This window comes from Carboxydocella sp. JDF658 (assembly GCF_002049395.1).
GTDB lineage: Bacteria > Bacillota.
In genome coordinates, this window is record NZ_BDLR01000023.1 from 25,309 (window position 1) to 42,981 (window position 17,673).

General features: G+C 48.6%; 11 protein-coding genes. 7 read left to right on the plus strand and 4 right to left on the minus strand.

The genetic code is table 11. The features are described 5' to 3' along the window. The first annotated feature begins 15 nt into the window (after nucleotides 1–15). The 4 genes from JDF658_RS04265 to JDF658_RS04280 all read left to right on the plus strand — a co-directional run bounded on the left by JDF658_RS04265 (nucleotide 16) and on the right by JDF658_RS04280 (nucleotide 7,190). Nucleotides 16–1,425, plus strand: coding sequence for a B12-binding domain-containing radical SAM protein (locus JDF658_RS04265; protein ID WP_159446557.1), 1,410 nt, complete (start codon nucleotides 16–18; stop codon nucleotides 1,423–1,425). 193 nt (nucleotides 1,426–1,618) lie between these two features. After that, nucleotides 1,619–3,490, plus strand: coding sequence for a site-specific DNA-methyltransferase (locus tag JDF658_RS04270; protein ID WP_079906570.1), 1,872 nt, complete (start codon nucleotides 1,619–1,621; stop codon nucleotides 3,488–3,490). Then, a complete protein-coding gene (locus JDF658_RS04275; RefSeq protein WP_079906571.1) occupies nucleotides 3,487–4,653 on the plus strand; it encodes an EVE domain-containing protein in 1,167 nt (388 codons plus the stop codon). Before JDF658_RS04270 ends, JDF658_RS04275 begins: the two co-directional genes overlap by 4 nt. Next, complete coding sequence (locus JDF658_RS04280; protein ID WP_079906572.1) at nucleotides 4,653–7,190, plus strand: DEAD/DEAH box helicase family protein; 2,538 nt, start codon at nucleotides 4,653–4,655, stop codon at nucleotides 7,188–7,190. Before JDF658_RS04275 ends, JDF658_RS04280 begins: the two co-directional genes overlap by 1 nt. A 71-nt stretch (nucleotides 7,191–7,261) precedes the next feature. Here the strand turns inward: JDF658_RS04280 and JDF658_RS04285 are convergent, their stop codons facing one another. Both JDF658_RS04285 and JDF658_RS04290 read right to left on the minus strand, forming a co-directional pair. Next, nucleotides 7,262–7,456, minus strand: coding sequence for a DUF5316 domain-containing protein (locus tag JDF658_RS04285; protein ID WP_079906573.1), 195 nt, complete (start codon nucleotides 7,454–7,456; stop codon nucleotides 7,262–7,264). Nucleotides 7,457–7,578: 122 nt separating this feature from the next. Next, nucleotides 7,579–8,589 (minus strand): glyceraldehyde-3-phosphate dehydrogenase, encoded by a 1,011-nt coding sequence (locus JDF658_RS04290; protein ID WP_079906574.1) that lies wholly within the window; start codon nucleotides 8,587–8,589, stop codon nucleotides 7,579–7,581. A gap of 254 nt (nucleotides 8,590–8,843) precedes the next feature. Between JDF658_RS04290 and JDF658_RS04295 the strand changes: the two genes are divergently transcribed. Genes JDF658_RS04295 through JDF658_RS04305 form a run of 3 tightly spaced genes read left to right on the plus strand, consistent with a single transcriptional unit; the run spans nucleotide 8,844 to nucleotide 14,210 of the window. Then, nucleotides 8,844–11,255, plus strand: a complete 2,412-nt coding sequence (locus JDF658_RS04295) for a 3-hydroxyacyl-CoA dehydrogenase/enoyl-CoA hydratase family protein (RefSeq protein WP_079906575.1) — start codon at nucleotides 8,844–8,846, stop codon at nucleotides 11,253–11,255. Nucleotides 11,256–11,267: 12 nt separating this feature from the next. Further along, complete coding sequence (locus tag JDF658_RS04300) at nucleotides 11,268–12,422, plus strand: acetyl-CoA C-acyltransferase (protein ID WP_078666341.1); 1,155 nt, start codon at nucleotides 11,268–11,270, stop codon at nucleotides 12,420–12,422. A 21-nt stretch (nucleotides 12,423–12,443) separates the two neighbouring features. Continuing rightward, nucleotides 12,444–14,210 (plus strand): acyl-CoA dehydrogenase family protein, encoded by a 1,767-nt coding sequence (locus JDF658_RS04305; RefSeq protein ID WP_200805643.1) that lies wholly within the window; start codon nucleotides 12,444–12,446, stop codon nucleotides 14,208–14,210. A gap of 291 nt (nucleotides 14,211–14,501) precedes the next feature. Here the strand turns inward: JDF658_RS04305 and JDF658_RS04310 are convergent, their stop codons facing one another. Both JDF658_RS04310 and JDF658_RS04325 read right to left on the minus strand, forming a co-directional pair. After that, nucleotides 14,502–14,972 (minus strand): PaaI family thioesterase, encoded by a 471-nt coding sequence (locus JDF658_RS04310; protein ID WP_079906577.1) that lies wholly within the window; start codon nucleotides 14,970–14,972, stop codon nucleotides 14,502–14,504. 571 nt (nucleotides 14,973–15,543) lie between these two features. Continuing rightward, entirely contained in the window at nucleotides 15,544–17,373 is a 1,830-nt protein-coding gene (locus JDF658_RS04325; RefSeq protein WP_079906579.1) for an APC family permease, read from the minus strand. Nucleotides 17,374–17,673: the final 300 nt, after the last annotated feature.

The following is a 17,673-nucleotide window of genomic DNA, read 5'->3' on the forward strand; positions in this document are numbered from 1 at the left end:
GGCGGAGGTGGTGTTGTGAGCGCCCATGTAGTTTTGCTCACTCCTCCCTATCATGCAGGGGTTATTGAAATTACCGGAACCTGGCCGCCTTTAAATCTGGTGTATCTGGCAGGGGCTTTGCGGAATAAAGGCATACAGGTTGAAATTTATGATGCCATGTCTTTAAGTCATAGCGTGGCTGAGATCCAGGCCAGACTGGCTCAGGTGAGGCCGCAAGTAGTAGGAATTACGGCTACCACTGCCAGCGCACCGGCGGCAATAGCCACTCTGAAAGCGGTCAGAGAGGTGTTACCCACTGCCTTGCTGGTGATGGGAGGAATCCATGCCACCTTCTGCTGGGAAGAAATTTTAACCAGCTCTCCCTGGGTGGATGTTATTATCAGGGGGGAAGGGGAAGAGACTTTCCCGGAACTGGTGCAGGCCTGGCAGGATGGGCGCAGTTTCCGGACTGTCAGGGGCATTGCCTACCGGGAACAAGGCGAGCCTTGCGCTACCGAGCCCAGGCCTTTGCTTGAAGATCTGGATACCCTGGCACCAGCCTGGGATTTGCTGGACTGGGATTTATACCGCTACCGGATTACCGATTCCCGGCTGGCGATTGTCAGTGGCTCCCGCGGTTGTGATCAGGAATGTCGCTTCTGTTCCCAGCACCATTTTTGGCGTAAACAATACCGGGAGCGCAGTCCTGAATCTCTGGTTCAGGAGATCCTGGAGTTGCGGGACCGTTTTGGGGTGGAGATGGTACTGTTTGCTGATGAATATACCACTAAAAACCGGGAACGCTGGGAAAAGTTCCTCGATCTTTTGCTTGAGGCTCAACCGGGGGTCATGCTGACGATGGAAACCAGGGCCCCCGATATTGTACGGGATCAGGACATCCTCTGGAAATACCGGGCCGCCGGGTTTATCCATGTCTATATCGGCGTGGAATCGGCCAACCAGGCTACTCTGAATGCCTTGCAGAAGAATATCAAGGCGGAAGAGGCGGAAACAGCCATCCGCCTGCTGAATGAGCAGGGAATTTTGACCGAGTGCTCTTTTCTCCTGGGACACTGGGAGGAAACGCCCCGGTCCATTGAAGAGACTTTGCAGCAAGCCTTGCGGTATAATCCGGATCTGGCCCATTTTCTCTTCCTGACGCCATGGCCTTATGCCGACCTGTGGCAGGAGGTAGCGGAAAGAGTAGAGGAATGGGATTTCAGCAAGTATGACCTGGTTCATCCCATCATGCCCAGCCGGGCTATGAGCCGGGAGGAGCTGCGGGAAGCCATGGTTCGCTGTTTCAAGGTGTTCTACCGGGAAAAAATGCGCCAGTATTGCCAGGAAGCTGAAGATAGTTTCAAGAAACGGTATATGCAAAAATCCATGAAAGTGCTGTTCAATAACTCTTTTTTGACCGAATTTCTGGCAGGAATGAAAAGATAGAATATAAAACCTCCGCTGCTGTGCGGCAGACGGAGGATCTTTTCATTTTGTATCGAATTGGTCCTTATATCGGTTTTTAAGAGGATGACCATATTCTTTTTCGGATTGGACTTTCTGGGAAGATTGTTTAGAGAAAGCATTAATTACGTCAGCTACGACAAGCAATATAGAATAGAGAAGGGGAGGGGTATTTTTGACACAGGATAAAAAGCAGTTAACGATGTTCGACATTAAGGAAGCTCCTGGCCGCCCCATGCTCCATTGGCTAGGGAAACGGCCTTTGCGAGCCGTGAAATATTATGAAGCGCAACTTAAGGAACAATATGGTGAGCCGGTTGAAGACGGCTGGGTTAACCGCCTCTACTGGGGCGATAATCTACAGGTAATGAGCCATTTAATGAAAGAGTTCAGAGGGAAGATTAAACTTATTTACATAGACCCTCCCTTTGATTCTAAAGCGGACTACCGGAAGCGCATTAGGTTAAGAGGTAAGCAGTTAGAGGGTGATACTTCTGTAATTGAGGAGAAGCAATACACGGATATTTGGGCTAATGACCTTTACCTTCAATTTATGTATGAAAGGTTGCAATTAATGCGGGAGTTGCTATCGGAGGAAGGGTTTATCTTTATTCATTTGAATGATGAACGAGTACATTATATAAAAATTATACTTGATGAAATATATGGTAATTCCAACTACCGGAATCAGTTAATCGTAAAGCGTATTAAGAAAAGTTATGTTGAACAATCTGGAATATTTTCTTTTAACGAGGGCTGTGATTATATCTTGCTCTATTCTAAATCCGAAAACCCAAGATTAAGACCCTCCTTGAAGTATGCTCCGAAGGAAGAGCGGTGGCACGGGTTCGATGCTCCCAATATTCGTCCCAACTTGACCTATGAATTGTTCGGCCAATTGCCTCCACCGGGCAGGTGCTGGCTTAAATCACCAGAAGAAGCCCAGAAAATGATTGAAGCAGGAGACTTACGGCCCAATCCTAATACTGGCAAGCCTGAATATCGCATACCAGCTACTGAATATATCAGCAGGGATAATCTATGGGATGATATTACTGCTTCCGCTTTTACTACAGGATATCCAACCGAAAAAAATGAGACGTTGCTTGAGGAAATTTTAAATGTAGCTTCCAGCCCTGGCGACCTTGTAGCCGACTTTTTCTGCGGGTCCGGTACTACCCTGGCAGTAGCCCAGAAACTAGGCCGACGCTGGATTGGCAGCGACATCAATTTAGGGGCTATTCATACCACAGTAAGAAGGGTTTCGCAAATCATCAAAGAACAGCAGAAAGAGACACAACAGCAAACCCTCCTGGACGAAGGGGAAAAGTTCTACCCCGCCTTTGCCGTTTATAACGTCAACCACTACGATATTTTCAAGAATGCCTTGGAAGCCAAAGAGATAGTAATGAAACTTTACGGGGTAGAACCGGTAAAACGCTCTTTCTTTGATGGCATTCTGGACGGCAAATGGGTCAAGGTGGTAGAACTAAACCGGGTCTGCTCCAAAGAGGATGTGCAGGCAGTATTTGATGAGATACTCTCCAAAGGCGAAAAGGAAATAGAGGCGACCTACAGGCGCGGCGTGCTTATTCTATGCAGCGGCCACGAGTACGACGTGTGGGATTATGCCAAACGCTTAAACGTGGTCAACATTCCCTTTGAAATACGCGACATCCTTACCGACCGCAAGGATATTATCTTCAAACGCCCCCCTGAAGCGGACATAACTTTAAAACTGGATGGCAGCAAAGCAGTGGTAGAGATACGACAGTTCTACTCACCCATGCTCCTGCAAAAACTGCAATTGGAGGATGACCCCGAAGAAATCGACGACTGGCGGCAATTAGTAGAAGCAGTCCTCATCGACCCAAACTATGATGGTGAAGTGCTTAAGCCCGCTATTCAAGATATTCCCGGCAAGAAGGATATGGTATCTGGGGTCTACGAACTCCCCCTCACCGGACCCGGGCAGAAAATTGCCGTTAAGATTGTGGATGTGCTGTCGGAGGAGTATTTTGAGGTCTTGGAGGTGGGAGCAAGATGATGCCACTGGGACAGGTGTTAGAACTGGTTGGCGACCTTGATGATGCTCCAGGAGAGAAAACGCCAAGGGAACGATTCCGCCGTTTCTTGTCCCAAAATTTGACCAGCGTTGGTGCTGTACGCGATTACGTGGAAGAGTGCCTGCGCAGTTCCGGGGAGCAGTACAACCGGGCCTTACAAGACCTGGTGAACCACTTGGGCCGCCTGCTGGGCTTTGACGTAACCTTTGGCAGATATAAGGGCGTCCAGGGGGAAATCGGGTTTGACGGCGTGTGGAAGTCCCCTTCCGGCCTTTATATCGTCGTAGAAGTGAAAACAACCGATGTTTATGCCATAAAAACGGCTACTCTCCTCGGTTACATAGACCGGCTTATATCCGAACAAAAGATACCCGACTGGGACCACGCTTTGGGCCTTTATGTAGTAGGGCGCAGTGATGCTGAACTGAAGCAACTGGAAAACTCCATCATTGCTGAGAAGCGCACTCACCAGTTACGGGTTATTACCGCTGATAAACTGCTTACCCTGGCTGAACTCTTAGCCGATTACGAAATGGAACACGAAGCTGTTTTAACTGTTCTCCGGCCAACGGGGCCTATAGTGGATTCCCTGATTGAACTGATGGCCGGCCTGGTAGCGAAAGAAATCCGCACTGCCGGCGAAGGCATACAACAGCCGCAGGAAGAAATTACTAATGAACCTTCATCGGAGCCAGAAGGTGTTGAAGTTCAGTATTACCTCGCTCCGGTAGCGTCCGATGACACTCAAACCGCAGAAGAACGTATAAAAAAACTCCTTGGCGCAGGAATTTACGCCGTCAGCGAAAATTCCCTGGGACGAAAAGTTAAGCCGGGCGACTGGATTTGTTTTTATGCCACCGCGACGGGTGTAGTAGCACATGCCAGGGTAAAATCATCCCCCGTGCAGAAACATCACCCGCTGGTAAAGCATCCCGAGAAGTATCCTTACGTCTTCGAGGTGGATTCCGTCAGCATCTATACCGAAAATCCCGTTGTTTTAAGCGCCGAGCTAAGGGCGAAACTGGATGCTTTCCAGGGGTGTGACCCTTCAAAACGCTGGGCCTGGTTTGTGCAAGGCACGGGACGGGTCACTAAGCACGATTTTATGCTGCTTACCCGGCAAGCAAAAGTTGAGGTGGTATGATGAGCACAATTTCTTTTCTTGACCAACTGTGGCAGGCTTTTGAGCAGTGCCGCGGCTACACCTGCGCTGAATTTGTTGGGAAACGTTTGCGGCAGGAAGAGAACGAGCGATTTTACGAGGGGGACTTTTTTAAAAAGGTATTCCCCGAGACCCAAAACATCTTGCGCCACATCCGGGAGGTTGGCTTTTTGCGCCCACCGCAGGTGGACGCTTTTGAGCTTTACGTGTACCTTAAAGAAATCCAAGGTAACCCTACCATCAAAGAACTTTACCGGCGGCTTTTATTTCCGGAAGGCACGCCAATGGATGTTTTGTCTTTAACAGCGGAGCAACTGGAAGAAATCAAGCAAAAGAAAGCCCTCCTGGAGGCCCTGGATAGCGAACTGCAGGGGCTTGCCTACCCCAACTGGCTCTTTGCCCTAGGCATGGGAACAGGCAAAACCATCCTTATGGCAACCATGATTTTTTACGATTTTATCCTGGCCGAGCATTATCCGGAGGACGGGCGATTCGCCAAGAATGCCCTGGTCTTTGCCCCTGACACCACTATCATTGATTCTCTACGGGAAATCCAGGATTTTGACTACTCCAAGGTAATTCCGCAGGAATACGCTCTTTTCCTGTCCAGCAATCTAAAGTTTCATTACCTTTCCGATGTCCAGGCCGAGCTTTCCGTATTGCCCGGTTCGGCTTACAACATCATTGTCTCGAACGTGCAAAAGATTATCCTTAAGAAGCAGGGAAACAACAGCAACAACGGACAGCAGACCCTCTTCCCGGTGGTTAAAGATATGGAGGGTGAATGGAAAGTTAACGACCGCCTGCGGAAGCTAGAGCAACTGGACAACCTGGCTGTATTTGTAGATGAGGCCCACCATGCTTTCGGAACATCAATTACCAACGACCTGAAGCGCGTGCGGGAGACAATCAACCGTCTTGACCGCAAGTCCCCTCTGGCTGGATGTATCAATCTCACCGGTACTCCCTATGTGGATGGCAAAATGCTCCCTGAAGTGGTGTTCTTTTATTCCGTCAGACAGGCGATTGATGACGGGCACTTGAAGCAGGTCAGATTTATTGACTACGCCAATACCAAGACGGAAGAATTTATCAGGGACGTGGTAGACCGGTTCTGGCGTCAATACGGGGAAGAGCGGCGTGAAGGGCTGCTGCCTAAAATCGCTTTCTACTGCACTACCATTTCCGAACTGGAAGACGAGTTCAGGCCCTTATTAGAAAAAGTCTTGGCAGAAAAAAACATTCCTCTGACTAAAATCCTGGTCAACCACAGCGACGTTGAGGACGAGAATATCCGCCGTTTCCGGCTCCTGGATACCCCAGAATCCGAAGACCAGTTTATTCTTCTGGTGGGTAAAGGTACGGAAGGATGGAACTGCCGCAGCTTGTTTGCTACAGCCATGTATCGCAGGCCCCGCAGTAAGGTGTTCCTTCTCCAGTCTTCCTTACGCTGCCTCCGGGCCATTGGAGACATGCCTCAGACGGCAACCATTTTTCTCTCTACCGAAAACCGGGCCATACTGGAGAGTGAAATTCAGAAGAACTTGGGCACCACCATGTCCGAACTAGAAGGGCGCAAGAACAAGCGCAAGGTTACCATTCAAAAGCGTAAAGACGTCAAGATAAAACTGGCTAAGCAGCGTGTAAAAGTTCTGCGCCAGTATCAGGAGCAGACCGGCCAAATTAAACTTGCCCTGGATGAATATTATACCAATCATAAGAACGAATTCGTGGGTCTCGTAACGGAACGAGAGATGGCAACCAATGGTCAGAAGTTGAAACTCGCCGTCAAGGACAGCCAAACTCTACAACGCCGGCAAAAGAGATATACCCTCTACACCCTGGTAGAAGAGATAAGCCGGTACACTCATTTACCCTGCCTCAAGGTGGAGAAAATTTTACGGAACAGCGATATGGGTATTGAGGGTTGTCTTGCTTGGGTAAACCGCGAAAACCGCCTTATAGAGGTTATCGTCCGTCGTATTTTAGATGCGGTTTTCCGTTATGAGGTAGTTAATGAGGTGGAATGGGAAGAAGTTGAGCTTGCTAAGAATTTCCCCGTGGATTGGGTAGTAGAAGAGGACAAGAGAGCTTTGGAAATGTACGACGGGAGGTACCCAAATAGTTTCCATATTGAGCCCTACATCTTTGATAACGAGTCAGAGAAACGGCTTTTTGAATATTTCGTGGAGCATAAGGAAATAGAGGAAATCTACTATACCGGCGGCATTACTGACGTCGGACATAATGAGTTTTACGTGGAGTATTATGATGAGCTAGAAGGACGCTGGAGACGCTATTACCCAGACTTTATACTTAAACTCAAAAATAATGGTTGGGCAGTAGTTGAAGTGAAGCAGGCAGACCAAACGGCGCACCCTAATGTGATAGCAAAAGAGCAAGCCGCCCGCGAACTCTTTGAAAAGCTGAATTCGTTTCACTACATTATCAAGCGGGACGATGAGATACGCCGGGGCATGTTCCAGGACATTTTTCTCGTGGAGTTTGAAAGGAAGTAAACTAAACTGAATCCCGGAAAAGGGCACAAAACCCCCTGTGGTAGAATTGTATGCTACTACAGGGGGTTAATTTAGGGCCGGGAAAAGGGGGAGTAATAGTAAACTAGAGCCAGTAACAGATTTGGTACGGCAAACCAGAAGAGAAAAGTAAATATTTTTTTTCTCCGCAAAAAATCTTCTGGATTTTCTGATGAGTAATTTGCTCGAATACGGTCGCCTCCAACCAGTATACCGGAAAAAATTGCTGCCAGACCTATAGAGAGCATTTTACCAACCTCCTGGTGTAAATATTTAGAGACTTTATTTTATGTATAGGATACTACCCATTAATAATAACCAGCCCCTGGCCAAAGAAAGCCAGGGGCTAAAGATTAGCGGTCTAACTTTTTTATTCCAGTCTTTCCCCGACATAACGGGCCAGATCTACTACCCGGCAGGAATAACCCCACTCATTGTCATACCAGGCCAGGACCTTGGCCTGATGCTTGCTAATAGCCATGGTAGAAAGGCCATCGACAATGGAGGAAGCGGAGTGGCCGATGAAATCAGAGGACACCAGGGGTTCCTCGGTATAGGCCAGAATGCCTTTCAGCGCACCATTGGCCGCTTCCTTCAGGGCGGCATTGATGGTTTCCACTGAAACTTCTTGTTCAAAATCTGCGACCAGGTCTACCACTGAAACATTGGGGGTAGGTACCCGCAGAGCCAGGCCGTTCAATTTGCCATTCAGCTCCGGCAACACCTTGCCTACGGCTTTGGCAGCGCCGGTAGTGGTGGGAATGATGGACTGGGCACAGGCCCGGGCCCGCCGTAAATCCTTATGGGGATTATCCAGGTTTTTCTGGTCATTGGTATAGGCATGAACGGTAGTCATCATACCGCTGATAATGCCGAATTTTTCATGTAAAACTTTGGCTACTGGAGCCAGACAGTTGGTGGTACAGGAGGCGTTGGAAATAATATGATGATTGGCCGGGTCATAGGTCTGTTCGTTTACGCCCATTACGATGGTCACATCTTCGTTTTTGCCCGGAGCTGTGATAATTACTTTTTTGGCACCGGAAGCCAGGTGTAGACTGGCCCCGTCCCGGTCTTTAAATTTGCCGGTGGCCTCGATGACGATATCTATTCCCAGGTCACCCCAGGGCAAATTGCGGGGATCCCGGTCGGATAGACAACGAACTTTCTGGCCATTAACATAGATTTCCTGCTCTCCGGCAGCAACATCTGCACTATAAACCCGATGGATTGTATCATATTTTAACAAGTGGGCCAGTATGGATGGAGCGTAGGATGCATTGATGGCCACTACCTCAAAAACAGGATCCAGGGCCGCTGCCCGCATGACCAGACGGCCAATGCGACCAAAACCATTGATACCGATTCTAATTTTCTTCATCTCACCATAAACCTCCCCTTATTGTTAAGCCACATAACACTATTCGCCGAAAACAGAGAAAATCCTGCATACAAAATATATTTTTTCGCTAAATAAGTATGACACATTTGCTGCAATTGTGTCTATATATTGCTGCCAAATTTTTTGCTTGAATTTTGCAAAAATTATCTTGACACAGGTAAGGATTGACAGCTAAAATTAAATCAGAATGAATATTCATTCAGTAAGATGTGGGTAAAAGGGAGGTAGAGGGAATGAAAAGGGAAATCCGCACAGCTGCGGTCCTTGGTGCCGGGGTGATGGGTGCTACCATTGCTGGCCATCTGGCCAATGTGGGCATTCCGGTTCTGTTGCTGGACATTGTGCCCAGGGAACTGACTCCGGAAGAACAGGCCAAGGGGTTGACGATGGAAAGCCCGCAGGTTCGCAATCGATTTGCAGCCAGGGGCAAAGAACTTTTACTCAAGAGCAAACCGGCTCCCCTGTTTGTGCCGGAAGTAGCTCAACGTATTGAAATCGGGAACTTTGAGGATGATTTGCCGAAAATCAAGGATGCTGACTGGATTATCGAAGTGGTAGTGGAAAACCTGGCTATCAAGCAACAATTACTGGCCAGAGTAGCTCAGTATCGCAAGCCAGGAGCCATTGTCAGCACCAATACTTCTGGTATTTCCGTCAATAAAATGGTGGAGGGCCTGGCGCTGGAATTCAGACAGCATTTTCTGGGAACCCATTTCTTTAACCCTCCCCGCTATATGAAGCTGCTGGAAATTATCCCGGGAACAGATACCCTGCCGGAAATTGTGGAGTTTTTGTCCTGGTTCGGGGAACGTCGCCTGGGTAAAGGAATAGTTTTGTGCAAAGATACTCCCAATTTTATTGCTAATCGCATTGGAGTTTATGGTATGGTATCTACGGCCCAGGCCATGGAAGAACTGGGCCTGACTCCGGAAGAAGTGGATGCTCTCACCGGACCGGCTCTGGGGCGACCCAAGAGCGCTTCCTTCCGTACTCTGGATATGGTTGGACTGGACACTTTCCTGCATGTAGCGGCCAATGTACGGGATAATGTCACCGAACAATGGGAAAAAGAGGCTTTCCGCATTCCCGAGTTTTTGACCAAAATGGTGGAGAACAAGTGGCTGGGGGATAAAACTGGACAAGGGTTTTATCAAAAGGTAAAAACTCCGGAAGGCAAGCAGGTCTTGACCCTTGACTGGCAAACCTTGACTTACCGGCCCCAGCAGAAGGTGAAGTTGCCCCAGGTGGAGATGGCCAAACAGGCTCCCGGTGGGCTGGCCGGTCAGATGAAGGCTCTGGTTAATGGCAAGGACAAGTACAGTCAAATGGCCTGGCTTGCAGTCAGCCGTCCCCTGTTGTACGCTGCCCGCAAAGCCCAGGAGATTGCCGACAGCATTCTGGCCATAGATAAAGCCATGGAATGGGGCTTTAACTGGCAAATGGGGCCCTTTGCCACCTTTGATGCCCTGGGGGTAGAAGCTACTGTGGCCCGTATGGAGGCTGAAGGTCAGGAAGTACCCGCCTGGGTAAAAAACATGCTGGCTAAAGGCTTCAAGTCCTTCTACAAGAAGGAACAGGGCCAGTTATGGCAGTATGACTGGAACAAAGAGGACTATGTCCTGGTGGAAGATAAACCGGGGTTAATTATCCTGAAAAACCGGAAAGAGCAACCTGGAGCCGTGATTTACCGTAACTCCGGTGCCAGCCTGGTGGATCTGGGTGATGGCGTCGCTTGTCTGGAATTCCATTCCCCCAACAATGCCATCGGTGGGGATATCACTGATGCTATTCGCGTTGCGGTGGAAGAAGTGGAGAAAAACTTTGTGGGTTTGGTAGTTGGTAATCAAGGGAAAAACTTCTGTGTTGGTGCTAACCTGATGTGGATGCTGTTTGAATCCCAGGCAGGGGACTGGGATGAAATCGAGCTGATGGTCCGCACCTTCCAGAACGCCGTGATGAGCCTGAAATACTGCCGCAGACCGGTCGTGGCGGCGCCCTTCGGCATGACCCTGGGCGGAGGCTATGAGGTCTGTGCCCATACCCATAGGATTCAGGCAGCAGCTGAGACTTATATGGGTCTGGTGGAGCTGGGTGTAGGCCTGATCCCGGCTGGTGGTGGCTGCAAGGAGCTGTTATTGCGTATGTATGAAGGTATCCCGGCTGGCACCAGAACTGACCTGCAGCCCTTTGTCAACAAGGCCTTTGAAACCATTGCCATGGCCAAAGTTTCCACCAGTGGTCCTGAGGCTAAAACTCTGGGCTACCTGCGGGCAAGCGATGGGATTACCTTCAATAGTGATTATCTGATTGCTGAAGCCAGGGAAGCGGTTCTGGCCATGGATCGTACCGGCTTTATGCCACCAGAGCCCAAACAGATTCCGGTGGTCGGGGAGTCGGGTTATGCCACCATGGCCTTAGGAGCCTATTCTCTGAAGATGGGGGGCTATATCAGCGAATATGACGAACACCTGGCCAAAAAAGTTGCCTATGTCCTCTCCGGTGGCAAGGTGCCGGCTGGCACTCTGGTAACTGAACAGTATCTGCTGGATCTGGAACGGGAAGCCTTCCTGAGTCTGGCCGGTGAACCCAAGACCCAGGCCCGCATGCAACACATGCTGGCCACGGGCAAACCCTTGCGGAACTAGGAGGTGGAAAGAATGAGGGAAGCTGTGATTGTTGCCGGTGCTCGTACTGCGGTAGGGAAAGCACCCAAAGGGACCTTGCGGCATGTTCGCCCGGAAGATATGGGGGCAGCGGTGATCCGCAATGTGCTGGAACGGGTACCGCAGGTTCAACCTGAAATGATAGATGATGTGATTGTCGGTTGCTCTTTCCCGGAAGGGGAACAGGGTTTCAACATGGGCCGGGTGCTGGTCCTGCGGGCGGAATTGCCTATCACTGTACCCGGGTTTACTATTAACCGTTTTTGTTCCTCCGGTTTAAACGCCATTGCCCTGGCTGCCCAGCAAATTATGATCGGCCAGGCGGATATCATCCTGGCCGGTGGCGTGGAATCCATGAGTATGGTCCCGATGGGTGGCAATAAGATTGCCCCCAACCCCTGGTTAATGGAACACATGCCTGCTGCCTATATGGGCATGGGTCTGACGGCGGAAAATGTGGCCCAGCGCTATGGTATTACCCGGGAGGAACAGGATCGCTTTGCTCTGGCCAGCCACCAGAAAGCAGCAGCGGCTATTCGGGAAGGCCGGTTTAAGGATGAAATCGTTCCCCTGACTGTAAAACAGGGCAAAAAGGAAATTATCTTCGACACTGATGAAGGGGTGCGGTCTGACACTTCTCTGGAAGCGCTGGCCAAACTCAAGCCTGCCTTCCATGCAAAAGGTACTGTAACTGCCGGGAACTCTTCCCAGACCAGTGACGGAGCTGCTTTTGTCATGGTCATGGCCAGAGAGAAGGCAGAAGAGCTGGGTCTAGAGCCCCTGGCGGTATTCAAGGCCTTTGCTGTGGGTGGGGTTCACCCTGATGAAATGGGGATTGGTCCGGTAGTAGCCATTCCCAAGGCCTTGAAAATTGCCGGGCTGACTTTGGATGATATTAAAGTGGTTGAGCTGAATGAAGCCTTTGCTTCTCAGGCTCTCTATGTCATAAAAAAACTGGAGCTGGATCCTGCCAGGGTCAACCCCAATGGTGGCGCCATTGCCCTGGGTCATCCCCTGGGTTGTACAGGAGCTAAACTCACCGTCAGCCTGATCAATGAACTGAGACGGCGGGGCGGTGGTTACGGTATCGTCAGTATGTGTATCGGTGGCGGTATGGGTGCTGCCGGAATCTTTGAAGTACTGGCCTAATTATGAAGGGAGGAAATGAGCATGGGAGAAAGAGTAAAAGGGGGCGCCTTTTTGCTGGGCCCTGTCAGTCCTGAACAGGTCTTTACTCCGGAGGAATTTACCGAAGAACATAAGATGATTGCCAAAACCGCCTTTGATTTTACCGCCAAAGAGGTAGAGCCGCGGGTAGAAGAATTGGAAAAATTAAACCCGGAACTTATGTCTTCCTTGCTGAAACAGGCCGGGGAGCTGGGCCTGCTGGCGGCCGATATTCCGGAAGAATATGATGGTGCTGGTCTGGATAAAATCAGCTCCATGTTGATTGCGGAAAACCTGACCCGGGGCGGATCCTTCGGGCTGGCCCATGGGGCTCATACCGGTATCGGCTCATTGCCCATTGTGCTGTTCGGTAATGCCGACCAGAAAAAACGCTATCTGCCTGCCCTGGCCAGTGGGGAAAAGATTGCCGCCTATTGCTTGACTGAACCAACTTCCGGTTCCGATGCGCTGGGAGCTAAAACCCGGGCTGACCTCAGTGCTGATGGAAAATATTACATCCTCAACGGTACCAAGCAGTTTATCACCAACGCCGGTATGGCTGATGTTTTCGTGGTTTATGCCAAAGTGGATGGTGACAAGTTTACTGCTTTTATCGTGGACCGGGAGACCGAAGGCCTCAGCCTGGGCCCCGAGGAAAAGAAAATGGGAATTAAAGGCTCTACCACTCGCCAGGTTATTCTGGAAAACGCCAAAGTGCCGGTGGAAAATGTACTGGGCGAAATCGGCAAAGGCCATGTCATTGCCTTCAACATCCTCAATATCGGCCGTTACAAGCTGGCGGTAGGTTGTCTGGGAGCAGCAAAACATGCCATCGAGCTGGCGGCCAAATACAGCCTGGAGCGTAAGCAGTTCGGCAAGCCCATCGCCTTCTTTGGTATGATTCGGGAAAAACTGGCCCGTATGGCTACCAGCATCTATGTCACTGAAAGTATGGTCTACCGTACCGGAGGCCTAATCGATGCTGCCCTGGCTGAAATCGATCACCATGCTGAAGATGCCGGACCCAGAATCGGGCGGGCAATCGAAGAATATGCTTTGGAGTGCAGTATTAACAAAGTCTTTGCTTCCGAGGCCCTGGACTTTGTAGCTGATGAAGCTGTTCAGATTCATGGCGGTTATGGTTATATTTCCGAATATCCAGTCGAACGCATTTACCGTGACTCCCGGATCAACCGGATTTTTGAAGGGACCAATGAAATTAACCGGCTGATCATTCCCGGTATGCTGATGCGCAAGGCGATGAAAAATGAATTGCCCTTCCTGCAAGTGGCTCAGGCCCTGCAGAAAGAGCTGTTACAGCCTCTGACTCCGGTTAGCGATGAACCGGTAACCCGGGAAGCCCAGCTGGTGGAACGGGCCAAGAAAATTTTCCTGCTGGCTGCTGGTTCTGCTGTGCAGAAGCTGGGGCAAAAACTGCAGGATGAGCAGGAAATTCTGGCTCGTATCGCCGACCTGGTCATCGAAATCTTCGCTATGGAAAGCGCCGTCCTGCGCACTGTTAAGAAGGTTCAGGCCAAGGATCTCTATGCAGATCTGGCTGTGGCCATGACTTCCCTCTATTGCATTGATGCCTTCCGTCGCATCGAAGGCTATGCCCGGGAAGTCTTGCTGGCAGTAGAAAAAGGCGATGTGCTGGCTACCCAGCTCAGCGCCCTTAAGAAACTGACCCGCGCTCCCTTTGTAGACTGGCTGGGTCTTACCCGTACCATTGCTGCCAAAGTCCTGGATTTTCAGGGCTATAAAATCTAAATCCTCTACCCACCTTGTACCCCGGCCTGGCAGAGCCGGGGAAATTTTTTGCTGTTTTTCGTTACAATTATTTACTACTAAACGAGATAATGGTAACACGAAATAGAGGTGAGGAAATATGGCACAATTAGCCCTTGTCCATTACCGTTCCTGTCTTACCTATCTCTACGGGGAAGATTTGCTGGGGTGTTTTTTTGCTGATAATAAACTAACCTGAAAAAAGAAGCAGGGCTGTTCATGCCGTGGAAAGTAAACCAAGAAAGGAGGAATGGGGGTGGGGTCAAACCTTTATTAACCGGGCGGGATTCCAGGACGCCCCTGGAGCATGATCATAGTTGCTGTCATAGTAGCAATGAGCTTTTGTTTTTCTCCCTCAAGGGAAAAAACTTCTCCTGCGCAAACGGTGATTGTATGCCCTGGCTTTACAACCTTACCTTTGGCCAAAAACAACTCTCCCTTTGCCGGTGAAAGAAAATTTACCTTAAATTCAATAGTCAGAACAGTAGCATTGTCTGGCATCAGACTCAAAGCGGCATAACCGCAGGCATTGTCCACAATAGTAGTAATAATCCCGGCGTGCAGGAAACCATGTTGTTGAGTGAGGTCATTTCTAAAAGGGAGTTGAATTTCCACTTCACCAGGTGCTACTTTAGCCAGTTCAGCGCCAATAAGTTTCATTACTGCTTGTCTGGCAAAACTTGACCTAACCTGGTTTTCAAAATCCGGGGTTTTGGGGTTAAAGCAATTTTTATCCCCTTTCATGGTTGTTCCTTCCTTTCTTAAAGAAATTGTTAGGGATGATGGGGGTGTTTTTATGGCCAGAATAGGTATTTTGACTTGTTCAAATGCTACCCAGGACCTGGGGTGCTCATCTGTTTCCTGTCTGGCTGATTTGCGAAAGAGAAAAGGAACATTTGCAGATTACCCTCCAGGTGAAAAACTGAGAATTAAGGCCCTGACTGAATTCCTGAGATAAATTTTATTCTGGGTACTCATGAAGAGCATATAACTTATGATGATTTTAGAAGCAGGGTAAAAAATCTCTTTTGTCAAGCTACAAAAAATATGGTTGATATTGTTTTGGGTCGTGATTAGGCCGTGGAAGAGAATGGATACTGATAATATTTCGGAATATACAGAAAATTTATTCCCCGGGGGATGGTCGCCTGTTTGCAATATATATAATATATATTTTCTGGTCTGTCAATAAGACGCCAGCGAATTGCCGGTACCGAAACTGCCAGTGGCAAAAACAAAAAGGTGGCCCAAAAGCGCTCCTTTTGGGCCACTTCCGCCTATAGTTATAGGTGCAAAATCCTTTCCTTCTGGCCGCTTATTTAGAGAGATGGAAAGGTACAGAACCAATAACCACATCTTTTTTCAGAGTCAGCGAGGCTTTTAAAATTAACCCGGTCTGATTGTGCAGGAAGAAGTGCCACCATTTGCGGGGAATAAACTCTGGCAAGAGGACTGTGATGATTTCATCAGGACCAGCTTCCTGTTCCAGTTTTTCTAGGTATTCTACCAGCGGCTGGGTGATTGACCGATAGGGTGAATCTAGAATAACTAAAGGAATATCCGATTCAAAACATTGCCATTTTTGCTGCAATTTCTCCAGATTGTGTTCATTGGTATTTACCGTAACTGCTATGATATGCGGACTAATTGAGCGAGCATACTGTACTGTATTGATGACAGCCTTGGTAAAGGTACTGACAGGAATGATAACGGTATTTTTTCGAAAGTGTCTTATTTCCACATTACAGGCTGTGGATAAATCCTCTGCTACATCGGCATAGTGCCTTTTTATGGCAATGAACAGATAAACCAGTAGAGGTATTAAAATGATGACTATCCAGGCACCAGCAGTAAATTTGGTAGTAGCGATTACTATAGTAACAATACCGGTAATGATTGCACCGATAGCATTGATTAAAAGATTAAATTGCCAGCCTCTATCCCGGTTTTTTAACCAGTGTTTTACCATGCCAATCTGGGACAGAGTAAATGAAAGGAAAACACCAATAGCATACAAGGGAATGAGCAAATGGGTGTCTCCATGAAAAATCAGGACCAGAAAGGCGGCAGCTGCTCCTAAGAGAATGATTCCATTTGAATATACCAGGCGGTCTCCGCGAATGGTCAGAAAATGAGGCAGAAAACCATCGGCTGCCAGCCGGGAGGCTAACAAAGGCGCGCCATTATAACTTGTGTTTGCAGCCAGAATTAGTATTAAAGCAGTGCTGGCCTGTAAGAGATAGTAAGCCCAGTTACGCCCTCCGAAAGCAATTTCGGCGATCTGGGAAACCAGGGTCTCGCCTTTTACAGGTACTACCCCAAATAACTCCGCTAAGAGGCTGGTGCCAACGAAAAGAAAAATGGCAATACCGCCTAATGCGAACAAAACAATAATAGCATTTCTGGCTTTGGGTTCTTTAAAGGTAGGCACACCATTACTAACTGCCTCTACCCCGGTTAGGGCTGTACAACCACCGGAAAAGGCGCGCAAAATCGCCAGTAGCCCGAAATTAGCATAAACTGGTTGCAGCTGAGCTGCTGGCATTACTGGTGGGGCACCATAGGTGTAGTAGCGCCACAGTCCAGCGAGGATCATAAAAGCCATACTGAAAAGAAATAAATAAGGTGGGTAGGCAAGAATAGTTGAAGCTTCACTAATACCCCTTAGATTAATAACAGTAAGAAGAAATATAAAGAATATAGCAATATGGACAGTATACGGCAATAATCTGGGGAAGGCAGAGGTAATTGCTGCAGTACCTGAAGAGATGCTAACGGAAACAGTGAGCAGATAATCAATTAATAGGGAGGCACCGGCAATTAATCCATAGATTGTACCCAGGTTTTCCTTAGCTACCACATAGGAACCGCCGCCACTGGTGTAAACTCTGATTACGTGGCGGTAAGATAAAACGACGATCAGAAGTAAAAAGATAATGGCCAGGGAAATCGGTGTCAAATAACCCATGGCCTGAGCGCCGAATAATGCCAGCACCAGGGTGATTTCTTCGGTGGCATAGGCTACAGAGGATAGAGCATCAGAGGCGTATACGGCCAGAGCTTTTCTTTTAGGCATGGTTTCATGACTGAGTCGGCTGGTAGGCATAGGGTCACCGACCAGCAGTTTTTTCAAAATACGGTACATAAATCCCCCTCCGAATTTTGTAAACTAAAGAACTACAGGAAAAGAATACAACTTTGCAGGTACATAAACAAACTTAGTATTGCCCTGATTAAGCTGATTTAAGCCTGTGGCTGGTTATCGTATTAGATTAGCTCAGGCTGATATGATTATTTATTAACGGTTAAAGAAATATTATGCTGTTTAACTTTTATAGAATTAAAGAGAAATGAAAAGAAATGACTGTCTGTTTTCAGACAGTCATTTTGTTTGTTTTTATACACTAGCCCAACAAGAGCCTAATCGAACCAGGTACAACCCCTG

Coding starts and splice junctions, on each gene's coding strand:
- JDF658_RS04275 (WP_079906571.1), top strand. CDS start 3,487: ATGATGCCACTGGGACAGGTGTTAGAACTGGTTGGCGACCTTGATGAT.
- JDF658_RS04280 (WP_079906572.1), top strand. CDS start 4,653: ATGAGCACAATTTCTTTTCTTGACCAACTGTGGCAGGCTTTTGAGCAG.
- JDF658_RS04285 (WP_079906573.1), bottom strand. CDS start 7,456: ATGCTCTCTATAGGTCTGGCAGCAATTTTTTCCGGTATACTGGTTGGA.
- JDF658_RS04290 (WP_079906574.1), bottom strand. CDS start 8,589: ATGAAGAAAATTAGAATCGGTATCAATGGTTTTGGTCGCATTGGCCGT.
- JDF658_RS04295 (WP_079906575.1), top strand. CDS start 8,844: ATGAAAAGGGAAATCCGCACAGCTGCGGTCCTTGGTGCCGGGGTGATG.
- JDF658_RS04300 (WP_078666341.1), top strand. CDS start 11,268: ATGAGGGAAGCTGTGATTGTTGCCGGTGCTCGTACTGCGGTAGGGAAA.
- JDF658_RS04305 (WP_200805643.1), top strand. CDS start 12,444: ATGGGAGAAAGAGTAAAAGGGGGCGCCTTTTTGCTGGGCCCTGTCAGT.
- JDF658_RS04310 (WP_079906577.1), bottom strand. CDS start 14,972: ATGAAAGGGGATAAAAATTGCTTTAACCCCAAAACCCCGGATTTTGAA.
- JDF658_RS04325 (WP_079906579.1), bottom strand. CDS start 17,373: ATGTACCGTATTTTGAAAAAACTGCTGGTCGGTGACCCTATGCCTACC.